Annotated in this window: 16 protein-coding genes and 1 other annotated feature; of the genes, 1 reads left to right on the top strand and 15 read right to left on the bottom strand. The window is 36.4% G+C overall.

Translation table 11 applies throughout. The annotated features are described in order from the left end of the window. Positions 1-55 precede the first annotated feature (55 nt). A complete protein-coding gene (locus ACZ5N5_RS14665; RefSeq protein WP_109984165.1) occupies positions 56-1,006 on the top strand; it encodes a 4-hydroxy-3-methylbut-2-enyl diphosphate reductase in 951 nt (316 codons plus the stop codon). A 39-nt stretch (positions 1,007-1,045) separates the two neighbouring features. On the opposite strand, the gene ACZ5N5_RS14660 is transcribed toward ACZ5N5_RS14665, so the two are convergent. The 15 genes from ACZ5N5_RS14660 to ACZ5N5_RS14590 form a co-directional block, all read right to left on the bottom strand. After that, positions 1,046-2,161, bottom strand: a complete 1,116-nt coding sequence (locus tag ACZ5N5_RS14660; RefSeq protein ID WP_464372702.1) for a Nif3-like dinuclear metal center hexameric protein — start codon at positions 2,159-2,161, stop codon at positions 1,046-1,048. Further along, complete coding sequence (locus ACZ5N5_RS14655; RefSeq protein ID WP_464372701.1) at positions 2,145-2,840, bottom strand: tRNA (adenine(22)-N(1))-methyltransferase; 696 nt, start codon at positions 2,838-2,840, stop codon at positions 2,145-2,147. Before ACZ5N5_RS14655 ends, ACZ5N5_RS14660 begins: the two co-directional genes overlap by 17 nt. 74 nt (positions 2,841-2,914) lie before the next feature. Further along, a complete protein-coding gene (gene cccA / locus ACZ5N5_RS14650; protein WP_464372700.1) occupies positions 2,915-3,268 on the bottom strand; it encodes a cytochrome c550 in 354 nt (117 codons plus the stop codon). 129 nt (positions 3,269-3,397) lie between these two features. Beyond that, entirely contained in the window at positions 3,398-3,928 is a 531-nt protein-coding gene (locus tag ACZ5N5_RS14645; protein ID WP_464372699.1) for a hypothetical protein, read from the bottom strand. 166 nt (positions 3,929-4,094) lie between these two features. After that, positions 4,095-5,210 carry an RNA polymerase sigma factor RpoD gene (rpoD, locus tag ACZ5N5_RS14640; RefSeq protein ID WP_054787787.1) on the bottom strand — a complete coding sequence of 372 codons (1,116 nt, stop codon included), beginning with the start codon at positions 5,208-5,210 and terminating at the stop codon, positions 4,095-4,097. 14 nt (positions 5,211-5,224) lie between these two features. Continuing rightward, positions 5,225-7,048, bottom strand: a complete 1,824-nt coding sequence (gene dnaG / locus ACZ5N5_RS14635; protein ID WP_109984162.1) for a DNA primase — start codon at positions 7,046-7,048, stop codon at positions 5,225-5,227. Positions 7,049-7,410: 362 nt separating this feature from the next. Next, the gene (locus tag ACZ5N5_RS14630; protein ID WP_109984161.1) at positions 7,411-8,262 is read right to left on the bottom strand and encodes a pyruvate, water dikinase regulatory protein; all 852 of its coding nucleotides are present in this window, start codon (positions 8,260-8,262) and stop codon (positions 7,411-7,413) included. A 25-nt stretch (positions 8,263-8,287) separates the two neighbouring features. After that, positions 8,288-10,366, bottom strand: a complete 2,079-nt coding sequence (gene glyS / locus ACZ5N5_RS14625; RefSeq protein ID WP_464372698.1) for a glycine--tRNA ligase subunit beta — start codon at positions 10,364-10,366, stop codon at positions 8,288-8,290. Then, complete coding sequence (gene glyQ, locus ACZ5N5_RS14620; protein ID WP_054859267.1) at positions 10,353-11,246, bottom strand: glycine--tRNA ligase subunit alpha; 894 nt, start codon at positions 11,244-11,246, stop codon at positions 10,353-10,355. Before glyQ ends, glyS begins: the two co-directional genes overlap by 14 nt. A gap of 72 nt (positions 11,247-11,318) precedes the next feature. Continuing rightward, positions 11,319-11,495, bottom strand: a binding site (T-box leader). A gap of 50 nt (positions 11,496-11,545) precedes the next feature. After that, positions 11,546-12,295 (bottom strand): DNA repair protein RecO, encoded by a 750-nt coding sequence (gene recO / locus ACZ5N5_RS14615; RefSeq protein WP_464373788.1) that lies wholly within the window; start codon positions 12,293-12,295, stop codon positions 11,546-11,548. Positions 12,296-12,320: 25 nt separating this feature from the next. Continuing rightward, positions 12,321-12,470 (bottom strand): YqzL family protein, encoded by a 150-nt coding sequence (locus ACZ5N5_RS14610; RefSeq protein WP_109984159.1) that lies wholly within the window; start codon positions 12,468-12,470, stop codon positions 12,321-12,323. A 155-nt stretch (positions 12,471-12,625) separates the two neighbouring features. Next, complete coding sequence (gene era / locus ACZ5N5_RS14605) at positions 12,626-13,531, bottom strand: GTPase Era (protein WP_054859266.1); 906 nt, start codon at positions 13,529-13,531, stop codon at positions 12,626-12,628. A 325-nt stretch (positions 13,532-13,856) separates the two neighbouring features. After that, complete coding sequence (locus ACZ5N5_RS14600) at positions 13,857-14,237, bottom strand: diacylglycerol kinase family protein (protein WP_464372697.1); 381 nt, start codon at positions 14,235-14,237, stop codon at positions 13,857-13,859. Beyond that, on the bottom strand, positions 14,215-14,679 hold the full coding sequence (gene ybeY / locus ACZ5N5_RS14595) for an rRNA maturation RNase YbeY (RefSeq protein ID WP_054787724.1): 465 nt from the start codon (positions 14,677-14,679) through the stop codon (positions 14,215-14,217). Before ybeY ends, ACZ5N5_RS14600 begins: the two co-directional genes overlap by 23 nt. A 1-nt stretch (position 14,680) precedes the next feature. Beyond that, complete coding sequence (locus ACZ5N5_RS14590; RefSeq protein ID WP_464372696.1) at positions 14,681-16,816, bottom strand: HD family phosphohydrolase; 2,136 nt, start codon at positions 16,814-16,816, stop codon at positions 14,681-14,683. Positions 16,817-16,881 lie beyond the last annotated feature (65 nt).

The following is a 16,881-nucleotide window of genomic DNA, read 5'->3' as shown; positions in this document are numbered from 1 at the left end:
CCATTATGTAATATTTTACTTGATCTATGCAAGAAAGTACAGAGGGGGAACCAGAATGGAAGTAATTAAAATCGCTCCACGTGGCTATTGCTATGGTGTTGTCGATGCAATGGTCATTGCGCAAAATGCAGTTAAGGATCCCAATCTACCTCGACCAATCTATATACTAGGTATGATTGTTCACAATTCACACGTAACCAATGCTTTTAAGGAGCAAGGTGTCTATACATTGGATGGTAAAAACCGTTCAGAGCTGCTTGATGATATCGAAGAAGGAACCGTCATATTCACTGCACATGGAGTCTCTCCAGAAGTAAAGAAAAAAGCAGAAGACAAGGGCTTAATGGTTCTTGATGCTACTTGTCCTGATGTAACTAGAACACATGATTTAATCCGTGAAAAAGTAAAAGAAAATTATGAAATTGTCTATATTGGCAAAAAAGGGCACCCAGAGCCTGAAGGTGCTATCGGAGTTGCACCAGATCATGTTCATTTGATCCAAACAGAAGCAGATGTTTCAGAGCTTGACTTATCGAGCTTTGATAAGATTCTTGTTACGAATCAAACCACCATGAGTCAATGGGATGTTTATGATGTCATGCAAAAGGTAAAAGAAAAATATCCGCAAACAGAAATGGAACAAGAGATCTGTATGGCTACCCAAGTACGACAAGAAGCCGTTGCCGAACAAGCGAAGGATGCTGACCTAACCTTAGTGGTAGGAGATCCTCGAAGTAATAACTCGAACCGTCTTGCACAGGTTTCGATCGAACTCGCCGGTACACAAGCATATCGGATAGCCGATGTTTCTGAAATTCAATTAGAATGGTTAGAGGGAGTTAAAAAAGTAGCTATAACTGCTGGTGCATCAACACCTACCCCTATAACAAAAGAAGTAATCAAGTTTATTGAACAATTTGATCCAAACAATTCGGACACATGGGATAAGGACTCAAAAGTAGACAAAAATAAAATATTGCCAAAGGTAAAAGCCAAGGCAAAATAAGAGAATCAGTTCCCACTGATTCTCTTTTTATTACAATCGTTAATAACATTTAAACGGTTCTGTTGAGATGGTGGAAGTGATTATATTAACCGGTGTTGGTAATTCTTTTTGGTGGTGATCAAAATAGCACTTTACCCCATCTTTCATCACTCTTTCTACATGATGTCCTGGATCAATCAGACAAATACCTGCCTGCTCTGCATCCTGTGCATCATGGAAGCTTAAATCACCTGTAATATAGACATCTGCCCCCATTTTTATTGCATTTATAATATAGCCTTTCCCGCTACCTCCTAAGACAGCTACGCTCCTTACTATCTTATTTTCATCCCCGACAAAACGCACGAATGGAACATCTAAAGCATCCTTCACAAAAGAAAGATATTCCTTTAAGGTCATTTCCTTTTCCACTAAACCAATTCGTCCGAGTCCAAGCGTTTCCGTTGAATTATTTAAAGGAAATACATCATAGGCCATTTCCTCATATGGATGACTTTGTTTAGCCATCTCAATTATTTTACTTAACTGCTTTTCTTTTACAATCGTCTCTATTTTAATCTCTTCGACTTCTTCGATTTTTCCTTTCTTTCCTAAGAATGGATTGGTTCCTTCTAATGGCTTGAATGCACCCATTCCAGCTGTTTCAAAGGTGCAATGACTGTAATTACCTATATGACCTGCACCCGCCTTACCAATTGCTTCTTTTACCACATTTGCGTGACTTTTTGGGACATATACCATAAATTTATATAGTTTATCCGTTATGGAAGGTACAAGAACTTGACGATTTTTTAAACACAATTTATCTGCAAGCAGGTCATTTACCCCACCATTCACCATATCTAAATTCGTATGTGCAGCATAGACAGAAATATTGTTTTTTAATAGTTTCTGAATAATCCTTCCTTTTGAATCGTTCACATCAATTTGTTTTAGACCTTTAAATAATAAGGGATGATGGGCGATGATTAGCTGTACTTGATGCTCTATCGCCTCCTCTACTATCTCATCTGTTACATCAAGTGTAATTAGTAAATTTTGTACGCTCTGTTCTAAATCTCCCACTTGAAGTCCTACATTATCCCAAGATTCTGCATAATCCTTCGGAACCCATTTTTCGAATAATTGAATAATGGCTTTAACTGTTGTTTCCATCATCAACAACCTCCTCTATTAAACGAATCTCTTTTGTAAATTGTTGTATTTTTTCATTTGGAGTATGGGTTGCCTTACGCATCTCATTCAGAAGTATTTCTTTTTTATCTCTTTCCCTCCACCATTTTTTTTGAAAAATAGAATTATTTTCGTTTAATAAAAATGGCCCAAACATTAATTCTTTTTCTGTTATCCTCGGTGTGAAATGAACCTGTTCAGCAACTAAAATTTCATATATATAGCCATCTTCTTCGATAATCTCTTCTGCAATAAGGGCATACCGGTGCTGATACAACCATTTTCTGACAATATCGGCATCTAAGTTTGGTTGTAGTATAAGTCTTTTTACACCCGTTAACTTAGATTTCCCTTCCTCTAATATATTTTTGATTAATTTCCCACCCATTCCTGCAATCGTAATCTGTGATACCTCGCCTTCGTTTACCACTTCTAATCCATTTCCTTTACGGACATGTATTCTATTCTCCAACTGGTTGGTTGTTACCGTTTCAATCGCACGAAGGTATGGACCTTGATTAATTTCTCCTGCAATGGCAATTGCAGTAGCATCTTGAAGACAAACATAGCATGGTAAGTAGGCATGGTCTGAACCAATGTCGGCAAATTCGATTGGTTTTACTAAGTATTTTGCTATTTTCTCTAATCTTTTTGACAGCATAACATGATAATTCCTTCCGTATAAGTGTAGAAAAAAGCCTTCTGTTATGAAAACAGAAAGCTTATTCTACGCTTTTATTGTTTTTGAGCAAGCCATTCAGCCAAGACTTGTGCTTTTTCGCTCGATACTAATCCTCCAGGCATTGCCGTACCTTCAATACCATTCATAATAATTTCATTGATTTCTTCCTCTGAATATTTACTTCCGATTTTCTGTAAGCTTGGTCCAGAGCCTTCCACACCCTCTAGGTCGCCACCGTGACAGCCTATACAGTTTTGGGCAATAGCTTCAGGATCGAGGGCGACTTCTTCGCCACCACCATTAGCAATCTCTTCCTGTTGATTTAGTCCTTGTACCGATAAAATAACCATTGCTAGGATACCTAACACAGCAATCAATGCAAAAGGTATAACAGGATTTTTTTTCATTTTTAGTTCCTCCTTATGTAACATGTATTGCTTGTCTCATCGTTATGTATTAGAAATACAAATCCATATCTATTTTACTGTAAATTCTCATTTAAGCAAAGTGATTCTAATTAAATTTCGATAATTTGACTAAAAATATTCGAACCCGACGAAAATGCTGGCAATGATTACAACAAAAACACCTGCTGCTTGTAGAAAGAACTTGCCTTTTACCTTACCAAATAGAATCCATGTAATCCCATTTAAGTAAATCCATATTATCGTAATCCAATCTATGCCAATGTATATGTTAAAAAAAATGACGGTACTGTATAAGAAATTTATAAAGAAAATAAGGATAGAAAAGGTTTCTTTTAAATAAGTTTTTCTTATAGTTAGACGAACAAAACTACCGCTTATACCTAATACTACTAAAACGCCTACAATTTGTAAAAAAAGAGAATCAGTCAGCTGAAAAATAAGCACAGGAAACAAGAACAATAATGCATTAAAAAAGTAAATCAATAAATAATATGGTGTCGACTGTTTGTTAGCAAGCTGTTCTCCTTCTCCTTCGGTATATAATGCAAGCAGGTAATCACAATAATGCTCTGGAAGCAATTGATGTGTCTTCCAGTAATTGATTTCCTTAATCACCGTTTCTTTTCTAGCTTCATCCATTAGATCATCCCCGAACAACGAAATTCTTTCTTTATTTATATCGGTCTTGTGTTAAGGAAATGAAGTCACTTTTATTAGAGCATAAACGGTGGTAAAAGCCAACTATTTACTTCCGTATAAAAAAGCTACCTTCTGCGTAAAGTACACAGAAGGTCATTCAAATCCCCTACTCAAGGAAGTCTTTTAATCGCTTGCTACGACTAGGATGGCGAAGCTTTCGCAATGCTTTTGCTTCAATTTGACGGATACGTTCTCTTGTGACACCAAACACCTTTCCAACTTCTTCTAGTGTTCGAGTCCTTCCATCATCAAGTCCAAAGCGAAGGCGTAAAACATTCTCCTCTCGATCAGTTAACGTGTCTAGTACATCTTCCAGTTGTTCTTTTAGTAATTCGTAAGCGGCATGATCGGATGGCGAGGTAGCTTCTTGATCTTCTATAAAGTCTCCAAGATGCGAATCGTCTTCTTCCCCAATTGGAGTCTCTAAAGAAACGGGCTCTTGAGCAATTTTAAGAATTTCTCTCACTTTATCAGGTGTAAGATCCATGTCTTTAGCAATTTCTTCTGGTGTAGGTTCCCGTCCTAAATCCTGTAATAATTGACGTTGCACGCGAATTAATTTGTTAATCGTTTCAACCATATGCACAGGAATGCGGATGGTTCGTGCTTGATCGGCAATCGCTCTTGTAATGGCTTGGCGAATCCACCAAGTGGCATACGTACTAAATTTAAATCCCTTCCGGAAGTCAAATTTTTCAACTGCCTTAATTAGCCCCATATTCCCTTCTTGAATTAAGTCAAGGAATAGCATTCCTCTACCGACATAGCGTTTTGCAATACTTACAACAAGTCGTAGATTGGCTTCAGCCAAACGTTTCTTGGCATATTCATCGCCCTCTTCGATTCGTTTCGCTAGATCTATTTCCTCTGTTGCCGATAATAAGTCCACACGACCAATTTCCTTTAGATACATCCGAACAGGATCATTTATTTTAATACCTAGAGGTACACTAAGGTCATTTAAATCAAATTCCTCTTCTTTTGATAGCTGTTGTAAAGTTGGATCTTCATCATTATCTCCAATTACTTCCACACCTTGCTCGTTCAATTGCTCATAAAATTCATCAATCTGATCTGATTCCAATTCAAAATTTGATAGTCTTTCAGCAACTTCCTCATATGCTAAAACACCACGCTTTTTACCGATTTCCATTAAATGCTCTTTTGCTTGTTCTAATGTAAGTTCAGGCTCCTTTGAACGTGATGGTTTATTATTTGCCATGAGTGCCCCTCCTTCTAAAAACTTGCTCCATTTTTTGATTGTTGCTTTATCTTTAATATTTCCATCGCAATTTGAGCTGCTTTTACCGGATCTGTTTTCTCTAGTAGCTTTTGTTCCTGTTCTAGTTGTTTAATCCGAACATGATCCGTCTGTTCAGCTAAGATGGTTCTAATATAGTCATCCATTTCTTTATCCGTAATTTCCCAGCTACAATCAAGCATGGACAATTCAACAATTAGCTTACGAATCGTTTCATCTTCTATATATGTGAGAAAATGGCTTGAATTTGGTTCATTTCCTTCCTCATAGAAGCCATAAAGATAGGTAACAATAATTTGGTGTTGTTCTAGATTAAACTTTGATCCAAGTCTATTTTTTACTCTTTCTGCAACATGAGCATTTTGTAGCATGTAAGCAATAAGTCTTCTCTCTGCATTCTGATACGCTGATAATACTTTTTGATTCCGTCGATTCATTAGATGATTTCCATCTTTAGTATGACCAAAGTCTTGACGGTTATCATCATTTTTACTGTTGTTACGTATCCTTGACATTAAATCCTGATTTAATGCATCATAAGATAAATCAAATTGATCAGATAAGTCCCGGATATAATGATCTCTTTCGATCGGACTTTTTAGTAAAGCAATTTCTCCTATAATACTTTCTACATATCTAATCCGATCTCCTTCATGTTGAAGATTAAAATTTTTCTTCAAATGATTAATAAGAAAAGTCATTTCTGATGAACTCGCCTGGAGTACGTTTTCCTTAAAACTAGTTGCACCAAATTCTTGAATATAACTATCTGGGTCATAGCCTTTTGGTAAGTTAGCTACTTTCACTGTACATCCAGCATTCTTTAATAGCTTGATTGCTTTATACGTTGCATTTTGACCGGCATCATCGCCATCAAAACAAATTAAAACCGTATCAACATACCTTCGGAGAATACTTGCATGTGCATCTGTTAAAGACGTTCCTAATGATGCAATACCATTTTTTGCACCTGCTTGATGGACAGCAATAACATCTGCATAACCTTCTAATAATATGGCTTCACTTTTCTTGCGAATTTCACTTCGTGCCAAGTCAAAATTATAAAGTAATTTACTTTTTTGAAAGACAGGTGATTCAGGACTATTTAAATACTTGGGATCCTGTCCATTAATCGATCTTCCACCAAAACCGACTGTTTTTCCAATGGCATTACGAATAGGGAAAATAATCCTTCCTTGAAAACGATCCACATAATTTTGTTGATCATTTGTTGTTAAGAGTCCTGCTTTCACCATTGTTTGACGATGGAAACCTTTATTTTCTAGAAATTGCAAAATGAAATCTTTGGATTGTGGTGAGTAGCCTAGCTGGAATGTATCTATAGATTCATCAGAATAACCTCTTTGATACAAATACTCCAAGCCCTTTTTCCCATCTTTTGTATGTCTCAGGAGATGATGGTATAATTTAGTTAGCCATTGATACGCTTCTAGTATCGCCTGTTCTTCCGTAGAAGGTTCTTTTTTATTTGTTTCGGAAGCTTTTGGTAAGGTATGACCAGATTTATCAGCTAAAAATTCGATGGCCTGTCGAAAGGAAAAGCCTTCGATTTCCATCATAAATGTAATAACATTTCCACCTTTACCACAGCCAAAGCAATGAAAAATTTGTTTCTCCTGGTTTACGGAAAAAGATGGGGTGCTTTCAGAATGAAAAGGGCATAGTCCAAAGAAATTCCTGCCTTGCTTTTTTAGTTGGACATATTCGCCAACAATGTCTACTACATCATTTGCGGCTTGAACAGACGCAATCGTTTCATCTGTATACTGATTAGCCATACTTATCACCAATTCTAATCAAATTATAAAAGCATATTCTATTTTAACATTCGACAAATTTCTCATTCTGTGAAGAAAAAGAGAATTCCCCTTTAATATCATAATACCTCTTTTTGCACTAACTAAAACAACCTTTGTTATTAGGATTTTTGTTTGGCAATCGTAAAAAAAATGAACCCTTATGCTAAATTATTCTACAAAAATTAGCAAATTCCTGCTTTTCCTTAAAATTATTCCTAGAAAAACTATAAAAAAGGTTATAATAAATTTATATTTTGTTTTACACAAAATATTATTATAAAACAATTATGTGTTAATTTCCAATAATAAATACGAGGAATTCGAAATAATTTTCTATTCCTTTATGATTCATCGATTTTTTCACCATTATCATTTTCTAAATTCCAATATGGTTGGTTAATCATATTTAAAATAATATTCGCTGTTTCTTCGACTGCTTTATTGGAAACATCGATAACTGGACAACCTAATCTTTGGATTACATTATCAAAGAAGTTAAGTTCTGCTTCGATTCTATCTAAATTGGCATAGCTTGCTCCATCACTAAGCCCTAGAGACTTTAGTCTCTCTCTACGTATCCCGTTAAGTTTTTCAGGACTTATCTTTAATCCTATACATTTATGTGTGGGAATTTGAAAAAGTGATTCTGGTGGGTCCACTTCTGGCACAATTGGGACATTCGCTACTTTTAATTTTTTGTGTGCTAAATATTGTGATAATGGTGTTTTTGAAGTTCTTGAGACACCAATTAATACAATATCTGCTTGCATCACCCCTCGTGGATCTCGCCCGTCATCGTACCGGACAGCAAATTCTATTGCTTCCACTCTTCTAAAGTAATCCTCGTCTAATTTATGAATATTGCCTGGCTCTTGCTTAGATTTCAAGCTAAACTTCCGCTCCATTGCCCTAAGCATTGGTCCCATAATATCCACACATTCAACTTGTTTAGAAGCTGCCTCCTCTACGAGAAAATCTCTTAATTCATTATTTACTAAAGTAAATCCGATGAGTGCTCCTAATTGCTTTGCGTGGTAGACAGCACCACGCAAAACTTCAAAGCTTTCTACATATGGTATACGATACAGATCATAATCGGTTTCATCCAAAAATTGGCTTAATGCTGCTTTTGTCACTAATTCTGCTGTTTCACCAACCGAATCCGAAACGACATAGATTATTTTTTTCTCCATTACCTCTTTAGCCCCCTGGGTCTCACTAACCTTGAACTTGCTTCCATTGGATCAGTGTTAAATCAGCAAACTTTTTAATATCTTTGGCAATAACACTCAGTAGAGATAAGCGGTTTGCTCGGACCATTTCGTTGTCTGCCATAACCATGGTATGATCGAAAAATTGATGAATTGGCTGAACAAGCGGATCTAAAGCAGTTAACGCTTCTTGAGCTTTTTGTTGCTGAAGGAGTTCTAAGTATGCTGATTGGATCGATTGATAAGTACCGAAGAGTTGCTTTTCCTGCTCATTTTCAAATAATTCTGGCCTAACAGAATCGATCTTCTCTGCTTTATTGGCTAAATTAATGACGCGAACATAGGCCTCTTGTTTTGCTTTAAAAGTAGGATCATTTCTTTTTTCGCTTAGTACGAGTGCTTTTCTTTTTACAAAGGAAATATTGACAAGTTCATTAATTAAGACGGCATCGATCACATCTGCTTCAATATTATCCTCCTTCATAATATATGCAACTCTTTGCTTAAAAAATGATTCTAGCTGAGATAGTACCTTATTGTCACCCTTAGTAGAATATAAAGCTTGTACTTCCTTCACTAATCGATCCAAATTCAAGCTCCATCCTTGATGAGCGATCATTTGAATGACCCCTAAAGCTTGTCGCCTTAAAGCATAAGGATCCTGTGAACCACTAGGGATTAACCCGACAGAAAAACAACCAACAATAGTATCTAGCTTATCGGCAATACTGACTACTGTACCAACAATGCTTTCAGGTAATGCTGCATTCGCATGGCGTGGCATATATTGTTCCTCTATTGCTTGGGCCACTGCTGGATCCTCACCAAAAATATAGGCATAATTTCTTCCCATAATTCCTTGAAGCTCCGTAAATTCCGTTACCATATTTGTAACAAGATCAAACTTACAGATTTCTGCGGCTCGTTTTACAAGTGTTCTGTCCTTCTCTGATAAACCAAGATGGTCCACTATTATTTCTGAGATATTCACTATCCTTTTTGACTTATCTGCAATTGTTCCAAGTTTTTCTTGGAAAACCATCCGAGTTAGCTTATCTAAATTCCGTTCTATCGATTGCTTTTGGTCCTCTTCATAGAAAAATTGCGCATCTTGTAGTCTAGCTCGTAGCACCTTCTCATTACCTCGTGCAACGGTATCGATATGTTCTGCTGTACCATTTCTTACACCGATAAAATAAGGATACAATTCTCCTTCGGTAGATTGAACAGGGAAATATCGTTGGTGTTCCTTCATCGTCGTAATTAACACTTCTTTTGGTAAATGTAAAAAAGATTCATGGAATTTACCACTAAAGACTGTAGGAAATTCTACAAGGTTTTTCACCTCTGATAGTAAGTCTTGATCAACTGGAATTTGCCAATTGTTTTGCTCTTCTAGTCTTTTGATCCCTTCTAAAATAAGCCGCTCACGTTTATGTGCTACTGCAATTACATATTCCCTTTCTAGAAGCTGTTCATATTGAAGTGGTTGATCGATGGTAATCTTTCCACCTAAAAAGCGGTGTCCATACGTTATATTACTAGATTTAACTCCGGCAATACTAAGTGGAATTACTTCATGATCCTGTAAGGCAACGATCCATTTGATTGGACGGATATAGCGAATGCTTTCATTTGCCCAACGCATACTCTTTGGAAAGTGTAAGTTTAAAATGACTTCCTTAAATTGTGGTAAAAGCTCCACCGTACTCTTGCCTTCAATAAACTTCTTCACGAATACATAGTTAGTACCTTTAACTGACTTCATGTATAAGTCTTCAACGGTCTTACCTTGACCTTTTGAAAAACCAATTGCAGCTTTTGTCCAGCCTCCATTTTCGTCTTTTGCAATTTTCTCTGCAGGACCTTTTGCCTCTTCTACTTGATCCTCTTGTTTCAGCTGAAGTCCTTCGATTAATACAGCAAATCGTCTTGGCGTAATGTATGTGTGGATTTTTTGGTAGGATAATCTGACTTCCTCTAACCAATTTATTGTCTTTTCCTTTAATTCCTTCTCTGTATTGTCCATAAAACGAGCAGGCATTTCTTCTAAGCCAATCTCGAATAAAACATTAGTTGTTTTCATTTACGTTACTCTCTCCTTTCAACATCGGAAAACCAAGCCTCTCTCTTTCTTCTACATAAAGCTTTGCGATTTCTCGAGCAAGATTTCTCACTCTTCCGATATAGCCAGTTCTCTCTGTCACAGAGATAACCCCTTTGGCATCTAATAAATTAAACGTATGAGAGCATTTCAAGACATAATCATATGCTGGAAATACTAATCCTTTTTCCATTGTTCGTTTTGCCTCATCCTCATAGGTTGAAAATAGTTCGAACAGCATCTCTGTATTTGATTCCTCAAACGTGTAGGTGGAGTGCTCGTATTCAGGTTGATAGAAAATGTCTCCTACTGTTACACCCTTCGTCCATTCTAATTCGAAAACATTCTCTTTATCCTGAATATAGGATGCAAGACGCTCAATACCATACGTAATTTCCACTGCTACTGGTTTTGCCTCTAGACCACCTATTTGTTGAAAATACGTAAATTGCGTAATTTCCATTCCATCTAACCAAACCTCCCAACCTAAGCCAGCTGCACCCAAAGTTGGGTTTTCCCAATTATCCTCTACAAAACGAATATCATGCTCTTTCGGATCTATACCAAGCTTTTCGAGTGATTTCAAATATAACTCTTGAATATTTGCAGGTGATGGCTTCATAATCACTTGAAACTGGTGATGTTGATAAAGACGATTTGGATTTTGTCCATATCTTCCATCAGCAGGTCTTCTGGATGGTTCTACATAAGCTACATTCCAAGGCTCTGGCCCAAGACTACGCAATAAGGTCATAGGAGACATGGTACCAGCTCCTTTTTCCACATCATATGCTTGCATCAGAATACAATTCTGATCTGACCAATGCTTCTGTAATGTTAAGATCATTTCTTGAATATTCATGTTCACTACCCCCATTAAAAATCGCGTTCTCTAACGTGAAAACCCGTCCCTATGCTTTATCCACTGATAAAGCATAGGGACGGGTTGCCCGCGGTTCCACCCTATTTGTTATCCATTTCTATAGGATAACCACTTTATAAAAAAACTGCTCCAGAGCGCCTTCCTTAACGCATTCCTATCTAGCTCCCACCAACCTAGACTCGCTTTTAAGAATGGATGAAAAGTACTACTCTCTCTCCACGCAGAAACGTCATTCCATTATTCTACATAATAAGAGAAATCTAATCCATTGTCAACTTCTAAGGTTCTTTTAATTGATCCATCTGCTTTAAAAACTTTTTCGATTTAAGATAAAAGCCACCATGCTGTTCATAATATTGATCCATTATTTGATGTAATAAGCGTTTATTTTCTGCTTTGATAGAGATGTTTCCTATTTGTTCCATGTCAATTAAGGAAAAAACAACAAGTAGTCGATGTAAGTTTTCTGAAACATAAAAGGCATACTGATCTTTATAAGAACATGCGGAACACAGCACCCCTCCCTCATGTACAGAAAAATAATGAAGCCCTTTGTTTCGGCCACAGTGAACACATTTGTCAACGATAGGCGCAAAACCCGCCTCTTGATACATTTTCCACTCATATATCATCGTCAAGACTTCAGCATCCTTGTCAGTGTCAATCCATCTAACCGTTTGAAGAAGCTGTTTATAAAGAAACGGATTATATTTTTTTGGGTCAATTAGCTTATCCGTTAATTCAGCTAAATAACTTGTATAAGCTGTTTTAAAGATATCCTCTCTAATTCCTCGAAAAGAAGATAGGACTTCACCCTGTTGGATCGTGGCTAGACTAGTACCAGGTTGGATTAAGAAATTACCATGAATAAATGGCTGCGTGATAGCAGCCATTCTACTTTTTGTTTTTTTTGCACCACGTGCTATTGCGCCAATTTTCCCCATTGTTGGCGTTAGTAATGTCACAATTTTGTGAGTTTCTCCGTAATCCTGTGTTTTAAGAATGAAGCCTTCTACTTTTTCGAACACAAGCTTCACCTTTCCCTTTCTACAATTAAAAATGTGTATCTTTTAGTAAAGATTCTTGCTGATCGTCGGAAGAATCATCCTCCATTATTGGTTCTTCTACTTCCATTTGCTTCATCCATAAATATGCTTCAATATTACCTGTTTGACTGAAAATTTTCCATGGTACATCGATCACAATAAATCTCACCTTTCCTTTTGGTCATTAATCATTGTGCTCATTAATAGAATTACCCAAAACAGTCATTCAATTAGTAATAATATTTACCATGTATGATTTTCAATGATCATACATTTATCATAGTAAAATGATGAAGAAAGCTACTCCATTCGTTAATATTCATCCTGTTTAAAACCGAACTCATGGAGCTGATGCGGTTTATTTCGCCAATTTTCTTGGATCTTTACCCAAAGCTCTAAATAAACCTTCGAACCAAGTAAACGTTCAATATCCTGCCTTGCTCTTTTTCCAATTTCCTTGAGCATCTTACCTTGCTTGCCTATAATAATACCTTTTTGAGATTTTCGCTCAACGATGATACTTGCTTGTATCAAGAGCTTTTGATCATCTCCACGATTCTCTATTTGGTCTATGACCACTGCTACAGAATGTGGAATTTCTTCCCTTGTTAAATGAAGAACCTTTTCACGAATTAATTCTCCAATGATAAACCTTTCTGGATGATCGGTTACTTGGTCCTCTGGATAAAATTGTGGTCCTTCAGGCAAATACTCTGTAAAAATGTCCATTAAATGGGATACATTATTACCTTCTAATGCTGAAATTGGAATAATTTCTTGGAATGGATACTTGTCCTTATATAATTCAATAAGTGGCAAAAGTTCGTCGGGATGTATGAGATCAATTTTATTAATGACTAAAAAAACTGGTGTTTTATTAGTTGCTAGTCGATCGATAATATATTGATCTCCGCGACCATACCCTTCATCAGCATTGATCATAAACATAATTGCATCCACTTCATTTAAAGTGTTCTCTGCAATTTTGACCATAAAATCGCCTAGTTTATGCTTCGGTTTGTGAATTCCGGGCGTATCAATGAAAACAATTTGTTTTTCCTTATCTGTGTATACACCTTGAATCTTATTTCTCGTTGTTTGCGCCTTGTCACTCATAATGGCAATTTTTTGACCAATTACTCTATTCATAAAGGTAGATTTCCCGACATTAGGTCTTCCAATTATAGCTACAAATCCTGATTTGAAAGTGTTTTCCATACTGTTCCTCCGCTATTCTCTTGTTGGCTGCTATATGTATATCATACTATAAATTGCTGTGTATTTCATGCATTCGACAAAACTAGTGGTAATGTTTTTTAAAACCTGTAAAAAGGATGTATTCCCTAATATTCTACACGAATTGGCATTGTTTAAACATTCTAACATGTGATGTTGTTTTTTGGAAGGTTGGTTATCATTATCTAGAGGTTAGAAACTCAAACAAGCTTCATTCGCCTCCCTTTTAAGTTTGTACAAATTGAAAAAGGAAAGCTTCCTAAATAAGTTCACTTTCCCTTTCGTATAATCTCTAATTTTGATAGCACTATGCTAAAATTGCTAACCATTTTGGCAAAAAAATTAGACATGCTATGATGATGGCAATGATTGCCGTAACTAAAACAGCTGCTGCAGCAAGATCTTTTGCGGTACCTATGGCGGTATGTTTTTTTGGCTCTAAGTAGTCTAAAGCTCTTTCGAGGGCAGTATTTATTATTTCCATACTAATGACCGCACCAATGGTTAGAAAAAGGATAGCCCATTCCACTGTGGATAGTTTAGTTATCAGACCGATAATGATCACCATTATCATAGCTAATAGGTGTATTTTGACATTTCGCTCGGTTAATATGGCGACTTTTAATCCTTTCCATGCATAACGAAACCCAAAATGGAACCTATTCTTACCTCGATAATCCGAAGCCATTTAAGATCTCCTCTTGTCTTGAAAACATTTTTGTTTCTTCATCCTTCTCCATGTGGTCGTATCCAAGTAAATGCAAGAAGCCATGTAACGCAAGAAAACCTAGTTCTCTTGATAGGCTATGATTATACTCCTTTGCTTGTTCCTCTGCTTTGGTTACCGAAATGATAATATCTCCTAAAACAAGAGGCAATCCTTCACCATTTATAGCCAATTCTCCTTCTTGTTCCTCCTCTAATGCAAAGGAAAGCACATCAGTAGGTCGATCAAGACTCCTGTATTCTTTATTCAATCGTTGAATCTCCTCATTGTCTACGAATGTGAGTGATAATTCAGCATTGTCAGGTATTTTCTCCTCTGTTGCTGCATAGCTTAATAATCGACTGATAAGTTCCAGATAATCCTGTTTAATACTTTCTGTTTCATCGATAAAATCAATCTCCATGTTATTTTGCCTCCTTGATCGACTCATCTTTTGGATATTGAATCCTTGAATGATAAATACCTTTTAATGTTTCACAGATGACGCTTTTCATTGTTTCTAATTCTTTTAATGTTAAAGAACTATTGTTAAGCTGCCCATCTAACACACGATCCTTTATGATGGATGTTACAATATTTTCTATTTCTTCCTGGTTTGGATGATTGAGTGATCGAACAGCAGCTTCTACTGAGTCACAAATCGATACTGCTGCGGCTTCCTTTGATCTAGGCCTAGGACCTTGATAACGAAATTCGGATTCTGGAACCTTCTCATTAACCTCTTTTGCTTTATAGTAAAAAAACTTTAACAGGGTTGTACCGTGATGCTGCAGGGCAATATCAATGATTTCTTTTGGAAGCTTATCTTTTCTTAACATTTCTGCACTATCCAAAGGATGCTGAAGAATGATTTCAGCGCTCTCGTAAGGGTCCAAAAAATCATGGGGGTTTTTCATTCCCATTTGATTCTCAATAAAGTAATGTGGTCGAACGGTTTTCCCTAAATCGTGATAATAAGCACCTACTCGTGCAAGTAATCCATCCGCACCAATTGCTTCACAAGCTGCTTCACTTAAATTGGCAACCATAATACTATGGTGGTAGGTCCCCGGTGCTTCAATCAATAATTTCCTCAACAACGGTTGATTCGGACTAGACAGGCTCAAAAGCTTTGAATCTGAAATAATTCCTAATCCTGACTCAAAAAATGGAAGCATTCCAATTGTTAACACGGTTGAGAACATGGCAGAAAGAAAGCCATATCCACTAAACATTAAATAGTCTAACCAGTCATATTTCTCAAACGATAATAATAAAAATAAAGATACAGTGACAATATTATATAACGAGATACTGATGCCAGCCTTTAAAATCGCCATTTTATCCTTCACATTGGCTAAAAAATAAATGCTAGCTAGCTGTGTAACCAAAAAGTATACTCCTGCCTCCATATTAAGCAGGCCAGGTATGTTCGCATTAAAAATGACACTACCTACCATTGCATAAAAAATAGAAAAAACGATTGCTAGCCGCTCACTGACTAAGATTTTTAAAAGCATAGATGCTACAGCAATTGGCGCGACAAAATAAAGAGGATTTACCGTAGTCGTATAAAAGCTGACGACCTTCATTAAACTAGCAATAAAAATACTAATAATAATAATGGCAATTAACGAACTAAGCTTCAATGCTTTCTTTTTCTTTGCATGCCACATCTCCAAAAACATCATGGACGCTAGGAGAAGTAATAAAAGCGATAGCCCAATTAACGGGAATATATTCCTCTCTTCATTTAAAAGCCCTGTAATCTTAAGCTCTTCATAAATTTCATTCGTAATTAATTTTCCTTCTTCAACAATGATTTCACCAGCACGAATCATGACAGGCTCAACATTCTCTCTAGCTCTTTGTTGGGCTTCATTTGTTTTATCTGCTGAGAAAAAGGAGTTTGGTTCGACTCCATAGGAAATAAGTGGATATAAAGACCGTACAAAGCTATTATCTAGTGTTGAATAATGCAGCTTTTGTTGGATTGACTCTATTACCTTGTTCTCTTCTTCTATTTGAACCCCTGTATGATAAGCATCATTTAATGCAGTCGTCAATAATTCTTTAGCAAGCATTCTATTCTCTGGACTTGCTTCGAATAAGGAGAAAAATACTTGATCATCAATTTCACGAATGGCTTCATCTTGAACAAGGTCCTTCAAGTAGGAAATTTTGTCATCGATTGTGACGGATGGAAGTGATAGTGTCTTCTTCAAATCCTCTGATTCCACTTTTTCAATTGCTTCAAATATTTCGTGGACAGCAGAGACCCTTTCATCTGCCACTTCTAATGAAATCTCGTAGTGATCCTCTACTGATTGAACAGCTTCTCGTATACGACTGTCCGTCTCCTTTGTGTTTTCAATGGTGATAGGGGAACGAATCGTTTCATTTGCTGTTGAAAATTTCTCGATGTCATATGTTTCCGTATATACATTGGAATACGTCACCAGAAAAAAAATAGAGGCACAAATGAGGGATGTTAGTAAAAATTGTATCCAATCATATTTTAAGTATTTATGTATATCCTTTGTTATGTTTTGTTTTCTCATCATCATCCCTCTTTTGATTATTCAAAGAATGGTTTAATCATTAGTTATTTACACGCATGAGATTT

This window comes from Gracilibacillus sp. JCM 18966, from assembly GCF_055392695.1.
The sequence above is the reverse complement of the archived record's forward strand: the minus strand, read 5'-3'. Positions and strand labels throughout refer to the sequence as shown.